Origin of the sequence: Rhizobium cauense, from assembly GCF_019511525.1 — a bacterium.
Taxonomy (GTDB): domain Bacteria; phylum Pseudomonadota; class Alphaproteobacteria; order Rhizobiales; family Rhizobiaceae; genus Rhizobium; species Rhizobium cauense.
The window spans coordinates 81285-99595 of record NZ_JAEUAT010000011.1 but is presented as its reverse complement, the minus strand read 5'-3'; the positions used below and the strand labels follow the sequence as shown (position 1 = coordinate 99595).

At 60.3% G+C, this 18311-nt stretch carries 18 protein-coding genes; 9 read left to right on the top strand and 9 right to left on the bottom strand.

Annotated features, from left to right (window positions below; all coding sequences use genetic code 11):
• Positions 1-151: 151 nt before the first annotated feature.
• Both guaB and JNB88_RS20600 read left to right on the top strand, forming a co-directional pair.
• A complete protein-coding gene (gene guaB, locus JNB88_RS20605; protein ID WP_220357050.1) occupies positions 152-1636 on the top strand; it encodes an IMP dehydrogenase in 1485 nt (494 codons plus the stop codon).
• A 2-nt stretch (positions 1637-1638) separates the two neighbouring features.
• Positions 1639-2199, top strand: coding sequence for a hypothetical protein (locus tag JNB88_RS20600; RefSeq protein ID WP_220357049.1), 561 nt, complete (start codon positions 1639-1641; stop codon positions 2197-2199).
• A 2-nt stretch (positions 2200-2201) separates the two neighbouring features.
• Here the strand turns inward: JNB88_RS20600 and JNB88_RS20595 are convergent, their stop codons facing one another.
• Positions 2202-3119, bottom strand: a complete 918-nt coding sequence (locus JNB88_RS20595; protein ID WP_220357048.1) for a LysR family transcriptional regulator — start codon at positions 3117-3119, stop codon at positions 2202-2204.
• A gap of 95 nt (positions 3120-3214) precedes the next feature.
• Here JNB88_RS20595 and JNB88_RS20590 point away from each other — a divergent pair, with 95 nt between their 5' ends.
• The 3 genes from JNB88_RS20590 (at position 3215) to JNB88_RS20580 (ending at position 5478) form a co-directional block, all read left to right on the top strand.
• The gene (locus tag JNB88_RS20590) at positions 3215-3970 is read left to right on the top strand and encodes an SDR family oxidoreductase (RefSeq protein ID WP_220357047.1); all 756 of its coding nucleotides are present in this window, start codon (positions 3215-3217) and stop codon (positions 3968-3970) included.
• A 102-nt stretch (positions 3971-4072) separates the two neighbouring features.
• Positions 4073-4495 (top strand): MAPEG family protein, encoded by a 423-nt coding sequence (locus JNB88_RS20585; RefSeq protein ID WP_037139397.1) that lies wholly within the window; start codon positions 4073-4075, stop codon positions 4493-4495.
• Positions 4496-4602: 107 nt separating this feature from the next.
• A complete protein-coding gene (locus JNB88_RS20580; RefSeq protein WP_220357046.1) occupies positions 4603-5478 on the top strand; it encodes a dienelactone hydrolase family protein in 876 nt (291 codons plus the stop codon).
• Here the strand turns inward: JNB88_RS20580 and JNB88_RS20575 are convergent, their stop codons facing one another.
• On the bottom strand, positions 5479-6384 hold the full coding sequence (locus tag JNB88_RS20575) for a hydrogen peroxide-inducible genes activator (protein WP_220357045.1): 906 nt from the start codon (positions 6382-6384) through the stop codon (positions 5479-5481).
• A 391-nt stretch (positions 6385-6775) separates the two neighbouring features.
• On the opposite strand from JNB88_RS20575, the gene JNB88_RS20570 reads away from it, so the two are divergent.
• The gene (locus JNB88_RS20570; protein ID WP_220357044.1) at positions 6776-7408 is read left to right on the top strand and encodes a TetR/AcrR family transcriptional regulator; all 633 of its coding nucleotides are present in this window, start codon (positions 6776-6778) and stop codon (positions 7406-7408) included.
• A 3-nt stretch (positions 7409-7411) separates the two neighbouring features.
• On the opposite strand, the gene JNB88_RS20565 is transcribed toward JNB88_RS20570, so the two are convergent.
• Positions 7412-8368, bottom strand: coding sequence for a LysR substrate-binding domain-containing protein (locus JNB88_RS20565; RefSeq protein ID WP_037139410.1), 957 nt, complete (start codon positions 8366-8368; stop codon positions 7412-7414).
• Between the two features lie 202 nt (positions 8369-8570).
• Between JNB88_RS20565 and JNB88_RS20560 the strand changes: the two genes are divergently transcribed.
• Positions 8571-8870 (top strand): DUF1127 domain-containing protein, encoded by a 300-nt coding sequence (locus tag JNB88_RS20560; protein ID WP_037139413.1) that lies wholly within the window; start codon positions 8571-8573, stop codon positions 8868-8870.
• Positions 8871-8957: 87 nt separating this feature from the next.
• Here JNB88_RS20560 and JNB88_RS20555 read toward each other — a convergent pair whose 3' ends face one another.
• The 6 genes from JNB88_RS20555 to JNB88_RS20530 form a co-directional block, all read right to left on the bottom strand.
• Positions 8958-9821: a DUF937 domain-containing protein gene (locus JNB88_RS20555; RefSeq protein WP_220357043.1), complete on the bottom strand. Its 864-nt coding sequence runs from the start codon at positions 9819-9821 to the stop codon at positions 8958-8960.
• A 97-nt stretch (positions 9822-9918) separates the two neighbouring features.
• Positions 9919-11292 carry a glutamate--cysteine ligase gene (locus JNB88_RS20550; RefSeq protein ID WP_220357042.1) on the bottom strand — a complete coding sequence of 458 codons (1374 nt, stop codon included), beginning with the start codon at positions 11290-11292 and terminating at the stop codon, positions 9919-9921.
• Between the two features lie 148 nt (positions 11293-11440).
• Positions 11441-12178 (bottom strand): 16S rRNA (uracil(1498)-N(3))-methyltransferase, encoded by a 738-nt coding sequence (locus JNB88_RS20545; protein ID WP_220357041.1) that lies wholly within the window; start codon positions 12176-12178, stop codon positions 11441-11443.
• 13 nt (positions 12179-12191) lie between these two features.
• Positions 12192-13691: an inorganic phosphate transporter gene (locus JNB88_RS20540; RefSeq protein ID WP_220357040.1), complete on the bottom strand. Its 1500-nt coding sequence runs from the start codon at positions 13689-13691 to the stop codon at positions 12192-12194.
• A 62-nt stretch (positions 13692-13753) separates the two neighbouring features.
• The gene (locus JNB88_RS20535) at positions 13754-14266 is read right to left on the bottom strand and encodes an NUDIX hydrolase (RefSeq protein WP_220357119.1); all 513 of its coding nucleotides are present in this window, start codon (positions 14264-14266) and stop codon (positions 13754-13756) included.
• 374 nt (positions 14267-14640) lie between these two features.
• Positions 14641-15537, bottom strand: coding sequence for a LysR family transcriptional regulator (locus JNB88_RS20530; protein ID WP_220357039.1), 897 nt, complete (start codon positions 15535-15537; stop codon positions 14641-14643).
• 132 nt (positions 15538-15669) lie between these two features.
• On the opposite strand from JNB88_RS20530, the gene JNB88_RS20525 reads away from it, so the two are divergent.
• Together JNB88_RS20525 and glcE are read left to right on the top strand one after the other, a co-directional pair.
• Positions 15670-17109, top strand: coding sequence for an FAD-linked oxidase C-terminal domain-containing protein (locus tag JNB88_RS20525; RefSeq protein WP_220357038.1), 1440 nt, complete (start codon positions 15670-15672; stop codon positions 17107-17109).
• Positions 17106-18311: a glycolate oxidase subunit GlcE gene (gene glcE / locus JNB88_RS20520; protein WP_220357037.1), complete on the top strand. Its 1206-nt coding sequence runs from the start codon at positions 17106-17108 to the stop codon at positions 18309-18311. Before JNB88_RS20525 ends, glcE begins: the two co-directional genes overlap by 4 nt.

The window sequence follows — 18311 nt, the reverse complement described above, 5'->3', positions numbered from 1 at the left end:
CGCGTGGCTGGCATTCGCGTTTTGCTATTCCCTTCCTGTCATAGACGTGTTACCAGCCCTCGCCAACTTCCAAAGCAACCCTTGCACACCCGCCGGTGCGGACGATTCGTTCCGGGAGGCGTTGCATTTTTCTTAATTGAGGAAATTGGCCATGGCTCGCATCATAGAAACGCCAACCGGTTTGGACGCACTCACGTTCGATGACGTGCTCCTGCAGCCCGGTCATTCCGAGGTTCTGCCCGGTCAGACGAGCGTTGCAACGCGCATCGCAACCGATTTCGAGCTGAACATTCCGATCATCTCTTCGGCCATGGATACTGTCACGGAAAGCCGTCTTGCCATCGCCATGGCACAGGCTGGCGGTCTTGGCGTCATTCACAAGAACCTGACGCCTGCCGAGCAGGCGGAGCAGGTCCGCCAGGTCAAGAAGTTCGAAAGCGGCATGGTTGTCAATCCGGTGACGATCGGCCCGGACGCAACGCTCGCCGATGCGCTCGCCTTGATGAAAATCCACAGCATTTCGGGCATTCCGGTCGTCGAAAAGTCCGGTCGTCTCGTTGGCATTCTGACCAACCGAGACGTCCGCTTCGCTTCCGACCCGAAGCAGAAGATCTACGAGTTGATGACGCGCGAAAACCTCGTGACCGTCAAGGAAAGCGTCGACCAGCAAGAAGCCAAGCGCCTGCTCCACGCGCACCGCATCGAGAAGCTGCTGGTGGTCGACGGCGAAGGCCGCTGCGTCGGCCTCATTACCGTCAAGGACATTGAAAAGTCGCAGCTGAACCCGAACGCATCCAAGGACGCACAGGGCCGCTTGCGCGCTGCCGCCGCCGTTGGCGTCGGTGACGATGGTTTCGACCGTGCCGAACGTCTGATCGAAGCTGGCGTCGATCTTCTCGTCGTCGATACGGCGCATGGCCATTCTCAAGGCGTTCTCAATGCCGTGGCGCGGGTAAAGAAGCTCTCCAACTCCGTGCGGGTCATGGCCGGCAACGTCGCGACGTCAGATGGTACCAAGGCGTTGATCGATGCCGGTGCGGATGCCGTCAAGGTCGGTATCGGCCCCGGCTCGATCTGCACGACGCGCATTGTCGCTGGTGTTGGCGTCCCTCAGCTTGCAGCCATCATGTCGGCCGTTGAGGCAGCACGCGCGCAGGATATCCCCGTCATCGCGGATGGTGGCATCAAGTTCTCGGGCGACGTCGCCAAGGCGATCGCATCCGGCGCTTCCGCTGTCATGATCGGCTCGCTGCTCGCCGGCACGGATGAAAGCCCGGGCGAAGTCTATCTCTACCAGGGCCGTTCCTTCAAAGCCTATCGCGGCATGGGTTCCGTTGGCGCCATGGCGCGCGGATCGGCAGACCGCTACTTCCAGGCTGAAGTGCGTGACACGCTGAAGCTCGTGCCCGAGGGCATTGAAGGCCAGGTTCCCTACAAGGGTCCGGTATCGGGTGTGCTGCATCAGCTCGCAGGTGGCCTCAAGGCTGCGATGGGTTATGTCGGCGGCAAGGATATCAAGGACTTCCAGGAGCGCGCGACCTTCGTCCGCATCTCTGGCGCGGGCCTTCGTGAAAGCCATCCGCACGATGTGACGATCACCCGCGAAAGCCCGAACTATCCGAGCGCCGGCGGCTGACAATGAACGTGGGCAGCCGTATTCCGCTCTGGATTATCGCGCTGCTCGCGGCCATCTGCCTTTGCATACTTGCGTGGACGACATTCGGCTTTGTCGTCCCATTCAAGCATGAGACGGGGCAGACCGTTCTCGATGCCTATTTCGCCGGCTATGACGAACTGACGGTCGGCCGGATGCGGCGGCTGCTTGGCGAGAACGAAATCGCCGGCAATTTGCTGCGGGCGATGTATGCAGGGCCGGAGCTGGTCTTTCCAGCGCTCCTGGCGATGCTCCTGCTGCTGGTCTTGATGAGACTACGGCCGAGCGGCTCCTATTTCGCACGCCCGCTCAGTCCCGCCGTCATCAGGCTCGTCTACGCTCTTCCCATTATTTATGGTCTTGCCGATTATGGCGAAAACATCTCCAGCTTGATCGCCTTCGGAGACAGCGACTGGGCAGACAAGGCCGCACAGCTGTTGCCGTGGATGACGCGGCTGAAACTCGCCAGCCTCGCCATTTGCCTCATTGTCATTGTCCGCTTTGCCATCGTTCGCGCCATGCATCGCGAAGAGGGCGAGCAGTAGTCTCAGCGCGGCCACCGCCATGGCGGATTGGAAAGACGAGCCGCCATGAACTCAGCCAGCACTTCAACCTTTGCCGGCCGCGCGCGTGCGGATGGTGTAACGAAATAGAGGGCACCGCTCGGCAGGCTCCAATCGGTCAGGATCGCCTTTAAACGTCCATCTGCCAGATATTCGCTGGCCATGAATTCCGGCAGTTCGCAGATGCCAAGACCGCGCAGTGCCATCGGAACCAATGCTTCCGAATTCGTTGCCCGAAGCGGGCCGGTTGGCGTGACGAATTCTTCCTCGCCTGCCTTGTTCGTCAGACGCCATATGTCCTGGCGAGGGCGATAGGCATAGCCAAGGCAGTGATGCGCGGCCAGCTCTCGCGGATGCTGCGGACATCCGTATTTCTCCAGGTAGGCGGGAGACGCCAGGATGAACGGGGCGACCGGCGCGAGCCGCCGGGCAATGAGCGATGAGTCCGGTAGCACGGCGATGCGCAGCGCCGCATCGAAACCTTCCCCCACGAGATCGACGCTTGCGTCGCTCATATGAAGATCGATGCTGATGTCGGGGTAGAGCTCAAGGAATTCGGGCAGGATCGGCGCAATCCAATGGACGCCGAACGTCATCGGTGCTGCCAGCCGGATCAAGCCGCGCGGACGGCTCGAAAGCTCGAGCGCCGCGTTCTCGATCTCCTCGGCATCGGTGTAAATCCTGGAGGCCCGATCAGCGAGGCGGAGGCCGAATTCCGTCAGCGATAGCTGTCGCGATGTTCGGTTGAACAGCCGGGCTCCCAATCTCTCTTCCAGACGGGCGACGCCGCGCGAGACGGTTGCGACAGAGATACCCAGCGTCTTTGCCGCCCGGGCAAACGAGCGTTCCTCCGCCACTTTGGCAAACATCGCGAGGCCTTCGAAGTCAGGCAATTTCATCATTTCATATCTGCAACAATGGTTTTCATTCCTTTCTATTCAGAAATGATGCCGCCGTCCATATCTCCTGTTCAGTCGAACAAAAGGAGACGACTGAAATGACACAGAGACTGAACGGAAAGATTGCGGTCATAACGGGTGCGACGTCGGGCATCGGCCTCGCCACGGCAAAGCGCTTCGCCGCCGAAGGCGCACGCCTCTTCATTACCGGCCGGCGCGCGGAGGTGCTCGATGCGGCTGTCGCCGAGATCGGCGGCAACGTTACCGGCATCCAGGCAGACTCCGCCAAGCAGGCCGATCTCGACCGCCTGTTCAATCGTGTGAAGGATGAAGCTGGCCGCATCGATGTACTCTTCGTCAATGCCGGCGGCGGCTCATTTGTGCCGATCGGGCAGATCACCGAAGAACAGTTCGACGACACGTTCAATCGAAACGTGAAGGGCGTGCTCTTCACCGTTCAGACGGCACTGCCGCTGCTGGGCAAGGGTTCGTCGGTCATCCTGACAGGTTCTACCGCTGGTGCGACCGGCACACCTGCCTTCAGCGTTTACGCTGCCTCAAAGGCGGCGATCCGCAACTTCGCCCGCAACTGGATCCTCGATCTGAAGGATCGCGGCATCCGCATCAACACCCTCAGCCCCGGTCCGACGGAAACGACAGGTCTGGTCGAGCTTGCCGGCCAGGACAAGGCGCAGCAGCAGGGCCTTCTCGACTATCTCGGCTCCCAGGTTCCAATGGGTCGCGTTGGTCGCGCCGAGGAAATTGCTGCCGCCGCCCTTTTCCTGGCGTCGGATGAATCGAGCTTCGTGACCGGTGCCGAACTCTTCGCCGACGGCGGCATCGCTCAGGTCTGATCCCGACTGTGCCCGCTGCGAAACTGCGGCGGGCATTTGCGGCGCTGATGCTTTTCCTCTAGAGCACGGAAATCAGACGGAAAGCAGCAAGGAAGAGACAGCATGACCGGCTACGAAATGTTCTGGCCAATGATCGCCCACGTAGCCCTGGTCTACATTCTCTACATGCTTCTCGGCTATCGCCGCAGAAAGCTGGTTCAAGCTGGAAAGGTCCGCGGCTCGAACTACCGGGAGAACCGCGATGAACCGGCGGAAAGCCTCGTCGTCAAGAATTGCCTTGCCAATCAGTTCGAGCTGCCGGTGCTGTTCTACGCCTGTTGCGTCCTTCTCTACATCACGGAAGCCGACAACCTCCCGGCCGTAGTCCTGGCCTGGATCTTTGTGGCGCTGCGCTATCTGCACGCTTTCGTGCATGTCACCAGCAACAATCTCCGCTATCGCAGTCCGCTTTTTGCGGCCGGCTATGTCGTGCTCGGCGCCATGTGGCTATGGCTTGCCGTCTGGATGACTTTTCCGAACGGCTGATCGGGGCTATCAGCCTGAAGTAACGCAGTTTTGTTCTCGTGTTACCGGCCACTGACCTATCTTCCCCGGCAGGCGGAAGCCAACAGGTAGGGAAGAGGAGGCCCCAAATGAACAAGCCGGAAATCACGCAGGCGATGATCAACGCCTACGACGAATATACGCATCTGACACTCGATCGCCGCGGCTTCATGGACAAGCTGACGAAACTGGCCGGTTCCGCTGGCGCTGCCGCGGTCATCGCGCCGATGCTTGCGGCCAACAAGGCGAGCGCGCAAATGATAGCCGCCGAAGACCCGCGACTGGTGGCGAAGGATGTGACCTATCCAGGTGGCGCCGGTGAGATGAAGGGTTACCTGGTCGAGCCGAAGGATGCTTCAGGCAAACTCGGCGCGGTGATCGTGATCCACGAGAATCGCGGCCTCAATCCGCATATCCGGGATGTCGCGCGCCGCATGGCATTGGAGGGCTTCATCGCGCTTGCGCCGGATTTCCTGTCGCCCTTAGGGGGCACGCCGGAGAATGAGGACAAGGCCCGAGAGATGTTCAGCACGCTGGATCGGCCCGCCACCGTGGCGAACGCAGAGGCGACGCTCGCCTATCTGACCAAGCTGGCGAATTCCAACGGCAAGGTTGCGGCGATCGGATTTTGCTGGGGTGGCGGGCTGGTGAACGAATTTGCCACCAAATCGCCGGAACTCAAGGCCGGCGTCGCTTACTATGGGGCGCAGCCAAAGGCGACCGACGTGCCTGGTATCAAGGCCGCGCTGATGCTGCACTATGCCGGTCTCGACGAACGCATCAACGCCGGCATCGACGCCTACAAAAAGGCACTGGAGGAGAACGGCAAGAACTTCCAGATCTTTGTCTATGACGGCGTCAATCACGCTTTCAACAACGACACCTCGGCGGCCCGCTACGACAAGAAGGCGGCCGAGCTTGCCTGGAGCAGAACCGTCGAGTTCCTCAAGAAGAATCTCGCCTGATCAGGCTGCCTGCTCGCGTGGGGCAGGGGCGACAGCAATAATCGCCTCTGCCAGCGCTTCCATCTCCTTGCCGCGATGATTGCTGCGCCGCCAGGCGAGCCCGATTTCGCGCGACGGCTGCGGATCGGCAAACGGAAGTATGCGGATCGAGTTGCGGCTCGTCTCCGTCGGAATGGCCATCTCGGGGATGAGCGTCATTCCCATGTCGTGCGACACCATCTGCAAGAGGGTTGCCATCGACGTCGCTCCGAAGTTCACGAGGCTGCGCTTGCCGGCGCTGCAGACCGCGAGCGCTTGATCGCGCAGGCAATGTCCCTCTTCAAGCAGCAGAAGCCGGTCGACATTGACCTCATGCTCGGTCAGCGGCGACATCAGCACCGCGTCTCCATTGTCGGCCACTGCCATGAAGAAGCGATCGGTAAAGAGAGGACGCGTTTGGATGCCTTCGATGTCGAGCGGCAACGCGGCGATGACGGCATCGAGTTTCCCGGTCGAGAGGTCTCCAAGCAGACGGTCGGTAACCGCTTCACGCAGTTCCACCTCGACGTTCGGGTAGGTGTTGCGCAGATGCGGAATGAACTGAGGGACGAGGTACGGCGCGACGGTCGGAATGATCCCAATGCGGATCAGACCTTCCAGCGTGCCGCCGCCCTTGCGGGCCGTCTGCTCCAGCAAGTCGACCTGATGCAGAATGGTGCGCACATAGTGTAGCACCTCTTCGCCCTTTGATGTCAGGATCGTACTTTGGCGCGTGCGCTCGACCAGCTTGGCGCCGAGGTACTCCTCCATTTCCATGATCTGGGTCGAAAGCGCCGGCTGGCTTATGTGGACCATTTCGGCTGCGCGGCCGAAGTGGCGCGTGGTTGCCAGCGCATCGAAGTAGCGCATCTGTCGAAGAGTAAGCACGATAATTTTTTCCGATGGAATTGATGGGTACATGCGACAAGGGGTTATCGAAAGTCAATAGGGCTGCCTTGCCGACGACGTGCAGCTGATCGCCAGGATGCCATTTCACGCTGGCGTCCCGGAATGACGAATCAGTTGTCCGTGAAGCACTTTGCAAGCAACGCGGCCACAAGGCCGGTAAAGTCGGTGTATAGCCTGCTTCTGGGGAATGAAATCGCAGTCAAAAACGGACCAAATCCGGGTGTATCACCTCGATTTTTCTATGCTTTTCGCGATGCGAACAATCTGATCCATCGTGTTTACGAGTCGTGAAGAAATGCAATGGCATATCGGCCAAATGGCGCCGGCATGAACCACCTCCGTCGCTCCACATAGAACCAATGGGAACGACATGACGGTCGGAAGTTTGGATCGCATTGGCCTCCGCCGGAAGCCGAAGCAGGAACGCAGTATTCAGAGGCTTGACCTCATTCTATCGGCCGCCACCGCCATCATTGCCGAAAAAGGCGTGAGCGCCATGCGCATGACGGAACTGGCAGTCGCCGCCAAGGTGCCGATAGGCTCCGTCTACCAGTATTTTCCGGAGAAGGCGGCGATCGTAAAGGCGTTGTTCGACCGCCATGCATCCGCCATCCAGGACAGAATCGCCGACGCCTTTTCCAAGGTTCAGTCCGTCGACCACGCGCTCGATGTGCTCTCCGCAACGATCGACTGGCACTATGACGATTACCGCAGGGACGCCGCCTATCTCGGTATCTGGATGGGCACCGAGACAGATCACGACCTGCTCAGGCTCAACATAGAGCACAGCAAGCGGATAGCGGACATCTTCGAGGACACCCTGCGTCGTGTCGCTCCGGAACTGTCCGGGGCCGACATGCAGGCGCGCACCTATCTGTTCAGTCACCTGCTCGGGGCGTCGATCCGTCTTGCCATCGTCAGCGAGGACTCGCTTGCCAGGCGCATTCTGGACGAGTGGAAGCGCGTCATCCGCATGGCCTTCCTCTCGCCCGTTGCGGCCTGAGGCCTACCAGCTCGGAACGACGTTGGCGACCTTGAGGCGGGGCTGCACCCGCCCATAGGCGTTCTTCACGTCTGGCTCGAGATTGTCATCGACGACAGCCGGCGTGATGTTGTCGAGACACGCGGTGATATGCGCGGTGATCGCGTTCATCAGCGAGATCGAAACGCCCGGCCGCTTCATGATGCCGATCTGGACCGGGGGCAGGGCGGGGAAGCCGTCCGCCTGGCTCAACACCTTCATCCCGGTGCGCAGTGCCGATTCCGGCATGACGGAAACGGCCATGCCGGCGAGGACCGCGGCTGCAACGACTGTGCACGACCAGCTGGTGAACAGGATCTGGTGTTCGCGCCCGACTGCGTCAAGCGCCGAGCAGGCGAGCTGGCGCCACTGGCAATCACGGCGGCCGACAGCGAGTGGCACCGGCGCATCGTCTCGGATTGGATGGTTGGCCGATCCGACCCAGCAGAGCGGTTCCGTTCGCACGACGTCTGACATGCGCTCGCGCGGGTTATGTGTGACGAGCGCGATATCGAGTTCGCCGCGATGCATGCGTTCGGCAAGGTCCACCGAGGGCTCGCAGACGATGTAGAGCTCGACATTCGGGTGCGTCTTGGCAAAGCGGCCGATGATTTCCGGCATGTAGCGGTCGGCATAGTCATCGGGCGTGCCAATACGAAGCGTACCCTCGAGGCGGTTGTCGTCGAAGGCGGCGATCGCCTCGTTGTTGAGACGGATCATACGCCGCGCATAGTTCAAGAGCTTTTCGCCTTCGGCGGTCAGGCGGTTGCCACGGCCGTCCTTGATGAAAAGCTGCTTGCCGATGCGCTCTTCCAGTCGCCGCATCTGCATGGAGACGGCTGACTGCGTCTTGTAGACCCTGTCCGCAGCCTTGGTGAAGCTGCCGGAATCGACGATCGCGATAAAGGTCTGCAACTGGTCAATATCAAGAGGCGCGGACATGAGTTCACCTATAACAATCTCTGATGATAATCATTAGAAACATTCGTTGGACTGATCAATAGGTGTTTGGCATCTTCTGGATGCAAATCAAGCAAAGTGAAGGACAGACACCCTGCCTGTCCGCTCCGATTTCAACCCGATACCTTTCCGCTCGACCTCGCGGGAGGGGTGGGTTGTTGCGCGCCAATGAAAGGATCGTCCCATGCGCACGACAGACCGGATACTCGAACTCGACTGCAGCCCGACCTCGCTGACGTTTGCTCAGCGCGTCGCACGTGGCTTCGCAACGCTGTCATCCGTACTGCGCGTGTTCCGCAACCGTATGGAGATCAACCGGCTGCACGAGCTCGATGACAAGCAATTGGAGGATATCGGCCTTTCGAGGATCGATCTTACCTCAGCGTTCCTGGCGTCCACCTTCTTTGAAGATCCGTCGGAACACCTGACACAATTCGCGCGCAAGCGCGGACGCCGTTCACTCTTCCGGTCTCAAAGGGAGTGAGGCCGGCTCAGTTTTTCCCCGCAGGGTGATAGCCAATAGCCCTGCCTCTTGCCCGGTGACCGGCCTCCCAGCCGTCTCCGGGTTTTTTTATGCCTTCGGTGGAGTGGAGGGCGGCGTCTTCGGCAAATAGTTTTCGAAGATCGCTTCCATGCTCTTCTGGTAGCTTTTCTGTACCTCGAGCCCGCTATCGAACATGCTGTTGAGCATGTCCATGTAGCTTTCCGTTTCCGCCTTTGCCTGCTCCTTCGGAGCTTCCGCAGGCTTGGGCTCGACCGGCTTTCCGAGCGAGCCCATCATCTCTTGAAACGCCTTCGCGAATGGGTTGTCGAAGAACGGGTTGGTGACTGTCTTCTCCGCCTCCGGCTTCTGCATCCCGAACATCAATTGCATCGCTTGAGTGAAGGGATTGTCGAAGATGCTCGGTTCGGGAGCTGGTTTCTGCTTTGGTGCGAAGCCAGTGCTTTCGAGCCATTTCTGCATCGTTTCGCCCATCGCCGTGTTGACGAATGGATTGACCGGGGTCGCCATCTGCCCCATCGATTGCTTGAAGAGGCCACCCATCAGCGTGTCGGCCATGACAGGCAGCATCTGCTTGTAGATTTCCTGTCCGATGCCGGTCATCTGGGCTGCCTGCGCCGCGACCGCGCGCGAGACTTCCTTCGAGCCGAACAGCTGCGCGAGGATGTTGTTGCCGTCGGACACGCCTTGCGGTGTGAAGGCCTTGCTCACGTCCTCGAAATATTTGGCATAGTTACCGGAGGCCACGGCCTGCATCAGGCCCATGAAGTCGTAGGGATTGGTGGTGCTCCGCTTCAGGCCCGCGGAAAAGGCTGGCATCAGCGCCGCCATCGCCTTGGCTGCCTGTTCTTGTGCAAGGTTGAACTGCTTGGAGACTGCATCCATCGCCGCGCCGTTCTGGGCCTGCATCATCATGTCGAAGAGTGGCAGCATGGTAATCCCCTTCCCGGTTCGCAACGCGCAATTGCGTCACTATAGCCGGAAAAAGGAATGCGCAAACCGCTTTTTGCAGAAGAGCTTAGGCCCGACCCTAGTATTGATACTCTTCGAAGACAGGCTCGACCGAACCGGCCCAGCGGCCGTGGTAGAGCGCCAGCAGATCCTCGGCCAACGTCGCCTTCTTGGCCATGACCTCATCGAGCGGCGAGAGGAAGATGGTCTCGTCCTGGCCTTCCTTGTTGAGCTTGTTGCGCGCCCTCAGACCCGCCTTCGAAACGGCGATCACTTCACGTGCGGTCTCGTAGAGCTCATGACCGCGGAACTTTGCCCTGAGGCCCTGGGTTGGCACGGCGTTGCGCAGAGCATTGACCTCGTCGAACGTCCAGTCCTTGGTCAGCATGTCCGCGTCCTCGAGAGCCGCGTCGTCGTAAAGCAGGCCCACCCAGAAGGCCGGCAGCGCACAGATACGCCGCCAGGGGCCGCCGTCTGCACCACGCATCTCAAGGAAGCGCTTCAGGCGAACATCGGGGAAGAGTGTCGAGAGGTGGTTTGTCCAGTCTCCCATCGTCGGCTCCCAGGCCGCGATCTCGCCTTTCAACGCGCCGTTCATGAACTGGCGGAAGGTAACGTGGGTACAGTCGTGATAGTGCCCGTCGCGCACGATGAAGTACATCGGCACATCAAGCGCCCACTCCGCGTAGTCATGGAAACCAAAGTCGTCGCGGAAGGTGAAGTCGAGCAAACCGGAGCGATTGTTGTCGGTGTCGCGCCAGATGTCGCCGCGCCAGGACAACAGGCCGTTGAGCTTGCCTTCGGTGAAGGGCGACGAGGCAAAGAGGGCGGTTGCCAGCGACTGCAGCTTCATCGAGACGCGCATCTTCTTGCGCATGTCGGCTTCCGAGGAGAAATCGAGATTCACCTGGATCGTGCAGGTGCGATACATCATGTCGAGACCCTTGGACCCGACCTTCGGCATGTAGCGGCTCATGATCTCGTAGCGGGATTTCGGCATGACAGGCGTTTCAGCCAGTGTCCATTTGGGGCTGCCACCGATGCCGAGGAAGCGGATGCCCATAGGCTCGGCGATCTCGCGCAGCGTCGCAAGGTGGGCGTTCGATTCCTTGCAGGTCTCGTGGATCGTTTCCAGCGGTGCGCCTGATAGTTCGAACTGACCGCCGGGCTCGATCGAAATCGCGCCCATTCCCCTAGGCTCGCCAAGGCCGATGATGTTGTCGCCGTCCATGATCGGATCCCAGCCGGACTTTTGCTGCAGGCCCTTCAGCAGCGCTGAAATACTGGCCTCGCCGAAGTACGGCACCGGGCTGTTATCGGCGCGGAAGAAGGCAAACTTCTCGTGCTCCGTACCGATGCGGAACTTTTCCTTCGGCTTGTTGCCCACGGCAAGATAGTCGGTCAGCTCCTGAACCGAAGAGAGCGGTGTCTGGTCGGTGGTATCGCGAGCCATTCAAATCTACCTGCAATGGGAGAGGGCCTGGAAAAACCGGGCAATTGGAAGGGTGATTAGGACCGCTCCCACGTATGTTGCAAGTGAAATTGTTTCAACGGTCCATCAAAAAAATAGCAGCGTATTTTGTCGCCCGTTGTTTCCAGGGTTAATTCCAATCGCCGATCGACGCCTGAATGACAGCCATTGCAGCAACGGCCGCCGTGTCCGCCCGCAGGATTCGGGGTCCGAGCGGGATTGCAGTGACGAAATCGAGGCTGCGGAGCCTCGCTCTCTCCTCTTCCGAAAACCCACCCTCGGGCCCGACGAGGAGGGCCAGCTTTTGTTCACTGATTTTGGACAGCAACGGCAGCGGATTCTGCCCCGCATCGCCTTCGTCACAATAGATGATACGGCGGTCGTTCGGCCAGGCATCAAGGAGATCGGACAGCTTCACCGGTTCGGCAACAGTGGGGATGCCGAGTATGCCGCACTGTTCCGCCGCTTCAATGACGTTTGCCTTGAGCTTTTCGAGATTGGTGATCTTCCCCTGCACATGCTGGGTCAGTACTGGCCGCAGGACACCGGCTCCCATCTCAACCGCCTTCTGCACCAGATAATCCAGGCGCCCGACTTTGAGGGGCGCGAAAAGATAATGCAGATCGGAGGGAGCAGGCTGCGGTCGTGTCTGTTCTTCTGCAATCATCACGATCCGCTTTCGCGTCGGGAAGGTGAGGCGCACCTTCCACTCGCCATCGCGACCGTTGAAGACAAGAAGCTCGGCCCCTTCGGCCATGCGCAGCACGTTGGCCAGATAGTTGAAATGGTCGGTCGTCGTGTCGATTGCGGCTCCCGCCGAGAGGGGAGCCTCCACGAACAGCCGTTGCATTCGAAAATTGGCGCGCATCAAAAGGTCCTGCTCAAACAAAGAGCGCGAACATAACCCAATAGATCATGGCTGCAAGCGCCGCGGAGGCCGGCACGGTGATGACCCAGGCGGCAATGATGGTCATGAAATGCGAACGGCGGACGAGATAGCGGCGGCGAACCTCATGCGTATTGGGATCTTCCGGTTCGTCAATCGCCCAGCTTTCCGCCTTGCGTCGCACATAAGCGATGCGGCGCTTCGAATGCCGCGTGTACCACTCGCGGAAGAAGCCGACGCCAAACACCGCGCCGACGGCAATATGCGTCGTGCTGACCGGTAGGCCAAGCGACGAGGCGACGATGACCGTGAAGGCCGTGGACAGCACCACGCAATAGGCGCGCATGGGGTTGAGCTTGGTGATCTGATCGCCGACTAGCCGGATCAGGCGTGGTCCGAAGAGCAAAAGGCCGACGGAGATGCCGAGGGCGCCGATCAGGAGCACCCAAACCGGGGGATTGTCGCCCGCAGCGTCGGGGGATGCACCGACGTTACGCACGATTGCCGATAGCGGACCGACGGCATTGGATACGTCATTCGCACCGTGCGCAAAGGACAGCAAGGCTGCCGAACTGATCAAGGGGATCTGAAACAGAATGCGCAGCGAACTGTTGCGGTTTTCCAGTCCCGCTGCCTGCCTGCGGACGAACACTCGCCCGCCAAACCACCCAAGGCAGCCTGCCGCGAGACCGAGCACGAAGATTGTAAGCGACGAAAATTCATTGGCCGTTTCGAGTTGCACGACCATGTAAGACGTGAAGCCGCCGATCATCATCCCTATCAGCACGGGCACCCATCGCCGGGCCGCTGCGATCTTGTCGTCACGGTAGATGATGAAGGTCTTGACCAGGAAAAGCAGACCGGCCGCAATCACGCCGCCCAGCAGCGGGGATGTCACCCAGGCTGAGGTGATCTCGATCATGACGCGCCAGTTGACGGGCTCGGGGCCGACCGCACCGACACCCGCGCCGATCACCGCGCCGACGATCGCATGCGTGGTCGAAACAGGCGCATTCAGCCAGGTGGCGAGATTGATCCACAAGGCAGCGGCCATCAGCGCCGCCATCATGATCCAGCTTAGCGTCGCCGGGGGCACCTGCACTGTATCGACAATGCTTGAGGAGATCGTCTTGACGACATCGCCGCCGGCAATCGTCGCTCCGAGAACTTCAAAGATTGCGGCGATGACAAGCGCCTGGCCCATGGTCATCGCCCGCGCACCGACCGCAGCGCCAACGTTGTTGGTGACGTCGTTGGCGCCGATGTTCAAGGCCATGTAGGCAGCAAGCGCCGCAGCGGCGACCACCAGGACGGCGCTTGGCCGATCGAACACGTAGACGCCCGCAAATAGCATGGCCAGTCCGAGAAAGATCAGCCCGAGGCCCGGCGCCACCAACTTGCGCGTGACAAACTTCGTCGCGTCCTCGACATGCGTAAGCTTGTCGAGATCCTTGTCGAGCGTTCGTTTTGTGAGGATGGCTGGGCGGTCGGGCATGCTATTCCTTGGCTTTCACTCCCTTTAACGTCGCCAAGTTTAGCAGCGCAAGATGGCAATATTCACTCAGCCGGAATTTGCCTCGGCACGCTCTCCGCGAGTTGCTCCGCCATGCGGCGCTTGAACAGCCGGAATATTTCCCGAAGCTCGGGTTCGTTCACCCGTTTCGCGGCTTCGTCACAAGAAACCCACTCGGTCTTGCGTTCGCCTTTCTCCTTGAAGTTCTTGGCGATCGTGGCGGCTTCCAGCGCGTAAACCTGAACCTTGCACGTTACGCTGAGCCCGTTCTTCAAGACCTTGGGATAGGAATAGCAGCCGATCGTCTGGTCTTCGACGGTCCCGCGCACACCCGCTTCCTCGAAGGCTTCGCGTGCTGCAACCTCATAGGCTGTGCGTCCGTCCATCGGCCAGCCCTTGGGGATAACCCATCGGCCGGTCTCGCGGCTCGTCAGCAAAAGCACCTCAAGTTCGTTTGTCTTCTTCTTCACCCGGTAGCAAAGCGCGGCATACTGTTGACGCGGCGGACGCCTGAACATCAGCTGCACGTCGGTGGCGAGGCGGGCGAGAAGAGTCAACGGTCGGGTCACCTTTTTGCTTCAGTTCCTTGAGTCGGTTGTTTCAGTATTCATGGAAAGGCTTGCGCCATCCATATGCGTTTCATGTTTTTCCAGCAGGACTTTATAGTAAATCAATAGGCGGCTTTCATTTGGCCGCCGTCGGAAACCCGCCATTTACTATCCTGATTCCGCAGTTGCACAGGCGTTCAATATGCGCCTGCCCCGCGTTACAATCAACGACGGCTTCCTGTCATGCACTGGTATGTCAATACTATGATGGTGATATGTCGTCTCGGTGACGGACGGTGTTTCCGTTCAGGGCGATCGCGTCGATAACCACCGGATTTCCCCAGAGTCGGCAATCACCGCCGACCGACCGGCATCTGGGGATCTCAGCACTCCCAATAGGGGACTGGTCCGTAGACGTCCGCGAGATAGTCGATGAACAGCCGCACCTTCGCCGGCAGGAACTGACGGCTCGGGTAGACGGCGGAAAGCGTCACGTTTCTCGATCCCTCGTAGGCGGGCAGGACGTGTACCAGCCGTCCGTCCTTCAGTTCGCGGCTGATGTCCCAGGTGGAACGGAGCGCGATGCCAAGGCCGGATACGACTGCCTCCCGCACGACCTCGCTTGAATTCGTGACGAGCATTCCTTCCGGCCGGAGGGAAAGCGGCCCCTCGGGTCCCTCAAGCCGCCAGGCATCGTTGTTGTGCGCCGGCAGGCAGCGATGATGCTTCAGGTCCTCGATCGACTCCGGCATGCCATTTGCGGAAAGATAGTCAGGTGATGCGCAGAGCAGACGACGCACGGGCGCCAGGCGCCGTGCAACGAGGCTCGAGTCCGTCAGCTCGGCGATGCGGATGGCAAGGTCGAAGCCTTCACCCACAATGTCGGTGAATTCGTCGCTCAGCACCAGATTGATCGCGAGACCCGGATGCGCATCCATAAAGGACTTCAAATGCGGGGCGACGTGCGTGCGTCCGAACGAGGTGGGTGCGGTCACCTTCAGCGTTCCCTGCATCTGTGCCGAGCGCCCGGAGATGTAGTATTCCGCCTCCTCGATGCCGGCGAGAATGCCAAGCACACGGTCGTAGAAGCCCTGGCCGGCTTCCGTCAGGGAGATCTGCCGCGTCGTGCGCTGCAGAAGCCGTGTACCGAGCCGGTCCTCCAGCCGTTTGATGCGTTTGGAGACCACTGCCGGCGAAAAGCCGAGCGCTCTGCCTGCGAGCGACATGCTGCCCGTCGAAACGACTTTTGCGAAAATTTCGAGGTCACCCAGATTGGTCATAGGTCTGATTGTTTATCCTTTTGGAATAAGTGCTTAGCATTTGCGCCATAATCGGGAAAGTGCTAAGCCCGGATAAGCCGGCAGCGTGGAGGACGCCTCCGGTTTCGCTGTTGCGAGCGAAGGGAGAGAGCCATGTCCGACACGATTTCGTTTCTCACCCCGCGTGCCGATGTGCTTGCCCGCCGCCAACAGATCGTCGCCGATCTGATCGATCTCCTGCCGCCGGAATGCCTGGTGCATGAAGCGCGCGAGCTAATGCCGTTCGAGACTGACGCCTTCGTTTCCTATCGCCGGATGCCGCTGGCGGTCGCCTTGCCGCGGACAACCGCTGAAGTGGCTGCGGTCATGAAATACTGTCATCGCTATGGCGTTCCGGTCGTGCCGCGCGGCGCGGGAACCTCGTTGTCGGGCGGTGCGATCCCGCAGGAGGATGCAGTCGTTGTCTGCGTCTCGAAGATGAACCGCATTCTCGAAATCGATCTGCCGAACCGCGCAGCGGTGGTTGAGGCAGGCGTCACCAATTTAAACATATCGGAAGCCGTTTCCGCAGACGGATTTTTCTACGCCCCCGACCCGAGTTCCCAGCTAGCCTGTACGATTGGTGGCAATATCGGCATGAATTCGGGCGGGGCGCACTGTCTGAAATACGGCGTGACGACGAACAATCTACTCGGTGTGAAGATGGTTCTGATGGACGGAACCGTCATCGACCTCGGAGGCAAGGCGCTCGATGCGACGGGTTATGATCTGCTCGGCCTCGTCTGCGGACATGAAGGTCAGCTCGGGATCGTCACGGAGGCCACCGTGCGGCTCATCGCCAAGCCCGAGGGCGCGCGCCCGGTTCTCTTTGGTTTCGATACCTCCGAAGCGGCCGGATCCTGTGTTGCCGATATCATCGCCGCCGGCATCATTCCCGTCGCCATCGAATTCATGGACAAGCCGGCGATCGAAATTTGCGAAGCCTTTGCCAAGGCTGGCTATCCCTTGGATGTGGGCGCGCTGCTGATCGTGGAGGTCGAAGGGTCGGAAGCGGAGATGGACGACATGCTGAAGAGCATCGTCGAAATCGCGCGCAAGCATGGCGTGAAGACCGTCCGCGAATGCCAGTCGGCAACCGAGGCGGCGCTGATCTGGAAGGGCCGCAAGTCAGCCTTCGGCGCCACGGGCCGCATTGCCGACTATATCTGCATGGACGGCACCGTGCCGCTCAGCCAGCTCTCCTACGTGCTCAGGAAAACCTCTGAAATCATCGATCGCTATGGGCTTCGCGTCGCCAATGTCTTCCACGCCGGTGACGGCAATATGCACCCGCTGATCCTGTTCAATGCGAACGATCCCGAAGATGCTGCCCGCGCGGAAGCGGCGGGCATGGAAATCCTGAAGCTATGCGTCGATGCCGGTGGCTGCCTGACGGGCGAGCATGGCGTCGGCATCGAAAAACGGGATCTGATGCGCCACCAGTACTCCGAGGCGGATCTCGGGCAGCAGATGGCGGCGCGCGCTGCGTTCGATCCGGCCTGGCTGCTGAATCCGTCGAAGGTCTTCCCGCTCGAGGGACGTCCGGCCGCATGATCGACCTATTGCCTATGACGGACGAAGAGGCTGCGGCAATCATCCGCGGTCATGCGCAGCAGGGCAGGGCGCTTGCAATCTGCGGCGGCGACACCCGCTCGGGTTTCGGGAATGCCGTGGTGGCTGAAAGCCGCCTGCGGTCGTCTAATTTGAGCGGCATCACGGCCTACAATCCCGGCGAGATGGTTTTGACGGCCCGCTCCGGAACACCTCTGTCGGAGATCGAAGCGGCCCTTCAGGAGCATGGTCAGATGATGGCTTTCGAGCCGATGGATCATCGCCCGATCATGGGAACGTCAGGCGAGCCGACGATCGGCGGCGTCTTTGCCGCCAATGTCTCGGGCCCACGCCGTTTCGTGGCCGGGGCCGCACGCGACAGCCTGCTTGGCGTCAGCTTCATCAACGGCAAGGGTGAGGTGATCAAGGCCGGCGGTCGCGTGATGAAGAACGTCACCGGGCTGGATCTCGTAAAGCTGATGGCCGGCTCGCACGGAACGCTTGGGTTCCTCACCGAAGTGACCTTCCGCGTGCCGCCCCGGCCGAGAACCGAAGCAACGATTGTCGTTTCCGGGCTGAACGACGCCGAAGCCGCCAACGCCATGGCGGCGGCGATGGCGTTGCCCGTCGAAATCTCAGGCGCGGCGCATCTGCCGATGACAGTCGCCTGGAAGTTTCTCGACAGCACGCTCTCGGAAGGCGAAGGAACCTGTCTGCGGATCGAAGGCCTGCCAGGTTCCGTCGATGCCCGGGCAGGCAAGCTCGCTGCGGCCATGGGAAGATTCGGTTCGGTCGCACGGCTGGAGCAGAACGAAAGCGCTCGCCTCTGGAGAGATATCCGCGACGTCTTGCCCTATGCCGATGGTAGCCCGCGGCCGGTGTGGCGCGTGTCGGTTGCCCCCAGCATTGGTCATCAATTGGTCGCCGCACTCCGCCTCGAAGCAGGCGTGGACGCATTCTATGACTGGCAGGGCGGACTGATCTGGATGCGGATGGAGGCCGATGCGGATGCCCACCTGCTGCGTCGCTTCATCAAGGCGCTGGGCGGCGGACATGCGACCTTGATCCGCGCACCGGCACAGATGCGGGCAATGACAGCCGCCTTCCAGCCGCAGCCCGAGGCCGTGGCATTGTTGTCGCAGCGATTGAAACTGCAGTTCGATCCAGCCGGCATCTTCAATTCCGGGAAGATGGCAGGAGCGTAG

Coding starts and splice junctions, on each gene's coding strand:
- guaB (WP_220357050.1), top strand. CDS start 152: ATGGCTCGCATCATAGAAACGCCAACCGGTTTGGACGCACTCACGTTC.
- JNB88_RS20600 (WP_220357049.1), top strand. CDS start 1,639: ATGAACGTGGGCAGCCGTATTCCGCTCTGGATTATCGCGCTGCTCGCG.
- JNB88_RS20595 (WP_220357048.1), bottom strand. CDS start 3,119: ATGATGAAATTGCCTGACTTCGAAGGCCTCGCGATGTTTGCCAAAGTG.
- JNB88_RS20590 (WP_220357047.1), top strand. CDS start 3,215: ATGACACAGAGACTGAACGGAAAGATTGCGGTCATAACGGGTGCGACG.
- JNB88_RS20585 (WP_037139397.1), top strand. CDS start 4,073: ATGACCGGCTACGAAATGTTCTGGCCAATGATCGCCCACGTAGCCCTG.
- JNB88_RS20580 (WP_220357046.1), top strand. CDS start 4,603: ATGAACAAGCCGGAAATCACGCAGGCGATGATCAACGCCTACGACGAA.
- JNB88_RS20570 (WP_220357044.1), top strand. CDS start 6,776: ATGACGGTCGGAAGTTTGGATCGCATTGGCCTCCGCCGGAAGCCGAAG.
- JNB88_RS20565 (WP_037139410.1), bottom strand. CDS start 8,368: ATGTCCGCGCCTCTTGATATTGACCAGTTGCAGACCTTTATCGCGATC.
- JNB88_RS20560 (WP_037139413.1), top strand. CDS start 8,571: ATGCGCACGACAGACCGGATACTCGAACTCGACTGCAGCCCGACCTCG.
- JNB88_RS20555 (WP_220357043.1), bottom strand. CDS start 9,821: ATGCTGCCACTCTTCGACATGATGATGCAGGCCCAGAACGGCGCGGCG.
- JNB88_RS20550 (WP_220357042.1), bottom strand. CDS start 11,292: ATGGCTCGCGATACCACCGACCAGACACCGCTCTCTTCGGTTCAGGAG.
- JNB88_RS20545 (WP_220357041.1), bottom strand. CDS start 12,178: ATGCGCGCCAATTTTCGAATGCAACGGCTGTTCGTGGAGGCTCCCCTC.
- JNB88_RS20540 (WP_220357040.1), bottom strand. CDS start 13,691: ATGCCCGACCGCCCAGCCATCCTCACAAAACGAACGCTCGACAAGGAT.
- JNB88_RS20530 (WP_220357039.1), bottom strand. CDS start 15,537: ATGACCAATCTGGGTGACCTCGAAATTTTCGCAAAAGTCGTTTCGACG.
- JNB88_RS20525 (WP_220357038.1), top strand. CDS start 15,670: ATGTCCGACACGATTTCGTTTCTCACCCCGCGTGCCGATGTGCTTGCC.
- glcE (WP_220357037.1), top strand. CDS start 17,106: ATGATCGACCTATTGCCTATGACGGACGAAGAGGCTGCGGCAATCATC.